The organism is Pedobacter cryoconitis (assembly GCF_014207135.1).
In the GTDB taxonomy this organism is placed as follows: Bacteria; Bacteroidota; Bacteroidia; order Sphingobacteriales; family Sphingobacteriaceae; genus Pedobacter; species Pedobacter cryoconitis_D.
Map to the genome: position 1 here is coordinate 1 of NZ_JACHCC010000021.1, position 5,581 is coordinate 5,581.

A 5,581-nucleotide genomic window follows, 5' to 3' on the forward strand; every position below is an offset into this window, starting at 1 on the left:
CGCGGTAAGTCAGCTGCTGATCTGAATAAACCAGTGCAATAGCATCAGGGCTACGCAAAACCTGAGCACTGAACAAATCAACTACAGTCTGATCACGTGGATAAACCAGTGGAGCCCGCAGATTAAAAGAATACAGAAGCTCCTGTTGCTGTGATTTATCTACGATAGACAACTCGCCAATCTTTTGTAGAGGAGATGATACAATTGAACTAAGCAGCTCCCGGTAATTCGCAAACATCCTGTCTATAGTATCCATACTAAACAGATCGGTACAATATTCTACGACAACCTCTATTCCACCTATCCCTTCTATGACAGATATATTCAGATCAAACTGACTCGTATGGTGACTTATTTTGTGTTCAGCCAGGACAGCGTCCCCCAAATGCAGTTTTGGCACATCAGGTATATTTTGTACTGTAAATATAACCTGGTATAAAGGGTTACGGCTTTTATCGCGTTCCTGACCAACAGCCTCTACAACACGTTCAAACGGCACATCCTGATGCTCATAAGCACCTAACGTGGTTTCTTTGACCTGCTGCAGGAAATCTACAAAAGAAGGATTACCACCCAGATTACTCCGCAGCGCCAGCGTATTGGCAAAATAGCCAATCAGTCCTTCCAGTTCATGACGTGTCCGGCCTGCAATTACACTACCTACACAAATATCTTCCTGATGAGTATAACGGTAAAGCAAAATCTTAAAAGCCGACAACATCGTCATATGCAATGAAGCCTCATGCTGACGCGATAAAGATTGCAAACCAGCAGATAGTTCTGCATCAATCGTAAAAAACGACAACGCCCCTTTAGTGCTCTGTATTGCTGGTCTTGGATAATCTGTTGGTAAATCAAGCTGAGAAACCCCATCCAGACGATCTTTCCAGTAAGCAATACGTGCTCCCCAATGTAACTCTTCCTGGGCGCGCTGCCATATAGCGTAATCTCCATATTGTAAAGGAAGCGCAGGAAGTTCAGCTTTTACATCACCTGTATACTTTTTATATAAAGCAACCAGCTCGCCTATTAATACCGAAAGTGACCATCCATCTGCTGCAATATGGTGGAGGATAATAACCAGGGCATGTTCTCCTTCCGATACACGGATCAGATGGGCCCGCAGCATATGATCGGTACGCAGATCTATCGCTGCCGAACATAACGACGAAATTAACTTAGGTAATCCCGCTTCACCTCCATGATAATCGGTAATCTGATTCAATGACCAGTTTCCTTTTTCCAGAATAAACTGGAAAGGTGCTCCCGAGCCGTCCTGGCGGATTACTGTACGCAATATCTCATGACGATCAATCACCTCTGCAATAGCGCTCTCCAATGCCTCCACACTGAATTTCCCTGATAAACGCAAATGTAAAGGCATATGATAATGTGTACTTCCATTGAGCTGGTCAATCAGCCAAAGCCCCTTCTGCCCATAAGACAATGGGATATGATCTTTTTCTGCTCTGACCGGAATTGGGGCGTGATCGAAGTCTTCACCCGAGGATAGCTCATGACGTAAAAAATCACCGATTTCATTCTTGTATTTCCTGATTTCTTCCAGTAATTCAGGGTCTATAGTTGTATTTTCACCTAAGTCAAGTTTAATATTATCATTTTCAAGAAAGATTAAAACACCATTTTTTCTCGCTTTTTTTAATACACTGACAACTTGGTTAAAGTCCGTATTCATAGGTATATGATTTAAATATTATAGTTTACAGGCTAATTACATTAACCCCTAATCGAACAGTTTTTACAGTTAGCTCTTCTATGTACGCAGCCAGTTTATCTATACTCTTACATTGGAATATGATTTTTACAGGTACGTTCACATCCAGCTCTTTTTGTATACTGCTGGTCATCCGCATCGCCAGCAAAGAATGTCCGCCCAGCTCAAAAAAGCTATCATTCGTCCCTACCGGGGATACATGAAGCAATTCTTCCCAGATACCGACCAGTTTTGATTCCAGCTCGCTGGATGCAGGGACATAACTTCTGCTTAACTGATATTTAGCAGTTTCAGACGACAGCACTTTTTTGTCCAGCTTACCATGTGAAGTCATTGGAAGCGCCGGTAACTCTACAAATAGCTGTGGCACCATATACTCAGGCAGCTGAGTTTCCAGATAAGCTATCAGCTCTTCCTTCACAAAAGCTCCTTGCGGAACGACATAACAAACCAGTTGATTATTGCCAGATTCATCCAAACGGACAAGCATAGCAGATTGACTGACCAGACCGCTTTGTGCAATAGCACTTTCTATCTCTCCCAGCTCAATCCGGTAACCCCTCACCTTCACCTGGTCGTCCATCCTGCCAATAAATTCGATATTTCCATCTTCAAGCCATCTGCCGATATCACCGGTTTTATACAAACGGCCGGTTTTAGCAAAAGGATCTGCAATGAAACGCGCTGCAGTGAGTTCTTTACGGTTCAGATAACCTCTGGCTACACAAGATCCGCCAATACAGATTTCTCCAGGTACCCCCACAGGCAGCAATTGACCACTTGTATCTAACAGATAAACCTGCACGTTTTCAACTGGTTTGCCAATTGGCAGATAATCTGCTTCATGCCAGCCCTTCTCAAACAGATAACTGGTAGCAAATACTGTACATTCTGTTGGTCCATAGACATTGTAAAAATCGAGTGTTGTAGCATCCGTCCAGCTCTGAGCCAGTGGTATTCCACAGCGTTCCCCTCCTGAAGAGATATGTCTTAAACTAGCCGGAACCTGATCTGCTGGTATATTTCTTAAAAAGCCCGGAGTTGACAGCATATAGGTAACCCGTTCTTCATTCATCACCGAAATCACAGCATCTGTGTCCATTTGCACTTCTTTCGGTATTAAAACCAGTCCGGCACCATTCAGCAAAGCCATAAACAGCTGTTCTACAGAAGCATCAAAAGTATAGCTTGAAAACAACAGTACCCGGTCATCATTGGTCAGTGTTAATTTCTTCTGCCAGCCAAAAACCATGTTATGCACATTATGATGTTCTATCATCACGCCTTTGGGTTGTCCGGTAGAACCTGAAGTATAGATCACATAACATAGATTGCCTGACTGAAGATCAGTTTGTACCGGCGAGGAAAGCTCCTGGCTAATTTCTTCCCGGTCTCCGTCCAGAGAAACAACGCGGATAGCTTTATCCAGCAATCCACGATTATTATCACTGCTGACTACAAGACGTGCTCCGGTATCAGATAACATGTAGTTAATCCGTTCCTGAGGATATTCAGGATCAATAGGTACATAAGCCCCCCCCGATTTCAAAATCCCCAGAATACCAATAATCATGTTCATGGAACGGTCTATGCAGATCGGCACCAGGGTATCTTCCTGAACGCCTGCCTTGCGCAGATAATGTCCCAGCTGATTACTTTGCTCATCAAGTTCTCTGTAAGTCATATGCAGATCCTGGTAAATCAGCGCAATGGCCTCAGGGCTCCGTAAAACCTGAGCATTGAATAAATCAACCAATGTCAACTCAGCTAGATAAGCTACCGGTGGTGGATTAAAAGCTAACAGGTGCGCCAGTTCTTGTACCGGCAATACCTGAAAATCTGCAACAGGTTGCTCGTAATGATCCAGATAAGCTTCCAGTACACGATCAAAATAAGTATGCAGTCCGGTTAGTGTTTTGCCGCTCTTGAGTTCCCTGGTCAGGTGAAAAGCCACCACCAGGACATCTCCGGTAATACTAACCGAGCAATCCAGATAAGTATTCGTTGCTTCAAATCCTCTGGCTGTATCATGATGCTCATCTTCCTGAACCTGAACATGTCCCTGTTGTAAGAATAAACCATCCTCAACTTTCAACTGATCATACACATGGAAATTAATATAATTGAAAATCGTATCGAAAAACGGATTGCCACTGGATGACTGTTCTCCAGTCAGCTGAGCGATTTCCATTAAAGGCAGTCTGTCCCGTTCTTTCAAGGCGGTCAGTTGCTCATCGATCCGCTCAAAATAGGCCTTCCAGTTCAGATCAGATCCCTTGTCGACAAAACGGAAAGGAACTGTATTCAGAAAACAACCCAATACCTTATCCCCATCCTCAGTTAGCGGACGTCCGTTGGTTACTACTCCCAGGGTCACCTCCTGCTCCATAGTCAGCATACTCAACATATACTGATAAGCTCCTAAAAACACCCCTTTTAAGCTTAATCCGTCTGATTCAGCCCTGTTCTTTAAGCGGTTCAGATAACTGATATCATACGCCTTTGCAAAATTATCATCCGTAACGCTATCTGTAAATATATCCAGGCGTTTGTAATCCACTAAAGACTGTGCCCAGAATTCACGGTTATCTGTATTGCGTTTCTCTAACAGACTCTCGATCACAAAATCACGGTAACTCGCTTTTAAAGGTGTTAAATCCACGGTCTTACCAGTCTTCTGCTCCATATAAAGATTGTTCAGCTCGGTGGTAAATGAAGCGACACTCCAACCATCAAACATCGCATGATGAAACTGGAAGACCAGGATGTTTTCCTGCAGGGTTTGCAGCAAACTCATCCTCCATAATCTTCCTCTATGAACTTCAAAAGGACGCGCACGACCTTCTGCCAGGTAATTACGCAGATAAACAGCTGTTTCTTCGGATTCTATATTGCGGTATTCTATTGCGGCTTCACCTTGCCTGTACACTACCTGAATGCCCTGCGAATAAATATGAAGATCAAATCTGGTACGTAAAATAGAGTGCTTTGCAATTAATTGATTGACTGCCTTTTCAAAAATAACTTTGTCCAGCAATAAAGGTATTTTAAAAACTAACTGATCATGATAAACTGCCTGCTCTGGATTGAGCTGAGAGGCATAAACCATCCCATTCTGGATATCACTCATTGGATAAATATCCTCAATATCAGCTTCGTCGTCCAGATCAGACAAGATACGTGCACGCAAGGAATCCAGTTCTGACAGTACACCATCACGAACCGATGGTCCCTGCTCATCCACAACAGTATGTTCCGAATCAATCAACGCAGATAAACTACTGATTGTTGAACATTCGTATAAATCATATAAGCGGATACCATCATTAAATGCTTTACGCAAACGGCTGATTACCCCAATCGCTACAATCGAGTCTCCACCGAGTTTAAAGAAATCGTCATGAATATCAGGTTCCTCAATTTCCAGAGATAAAGCCCAGATTTCCCTTACCTTTTTTTCAGTTTCTGTCAGCACGCCTGGTTCCTCAATTCTGCCAGCCATTTTAGCTGCTTTCACGTCAGGCAATGCTTTCCTGTCCAGTTTACCATTCACAGTTAAAGGAAATGCTTCCAGCTCCATAAACACCTGAGGAACCATGTATTCTGGTAAACGCGACTCGAGGTAAGCAATCAGTGAATCCTTCTCATAAGCAGCAGCAGGTATTACATAACCCACCAGACGTTTCTGTCCGGACTCATCTTCGGCAGCAAGCACAACACCCTGGTTGACCAGGCCACTTTGTGCAATAGTCCGTTCAATCTCTCCCAGTTCAATCCGGTAACCCCTGACTTTCACCTGATCATCACGGCGTCCTATAAATTCGACATTGCCATCTCCAAGCCACC

Annotated in this window: 2 protein-coding genes; both read right to left on the bottom strand. The window is 43.6% G+C overall.

The window, feature by feature from the left end:
- On the bottom strand, window positions 1-1,696 hold a 1,696-nt coding region (locus HDF25_RS25620), incomplete at its 3' end, for a condensation domain-containing protein (RefSeq protein WP_260409472.1).
- 25 nt (window positions 1,697-1,721) lie between these two features.
- On the bottom strand, window positions 1,722-5,581 hold a 3,860-nt coding region (locus HDF25_RS25625), incomplete at its 5' end, for a non-ribosomal peptide synthetase (protein WP_184629272.1).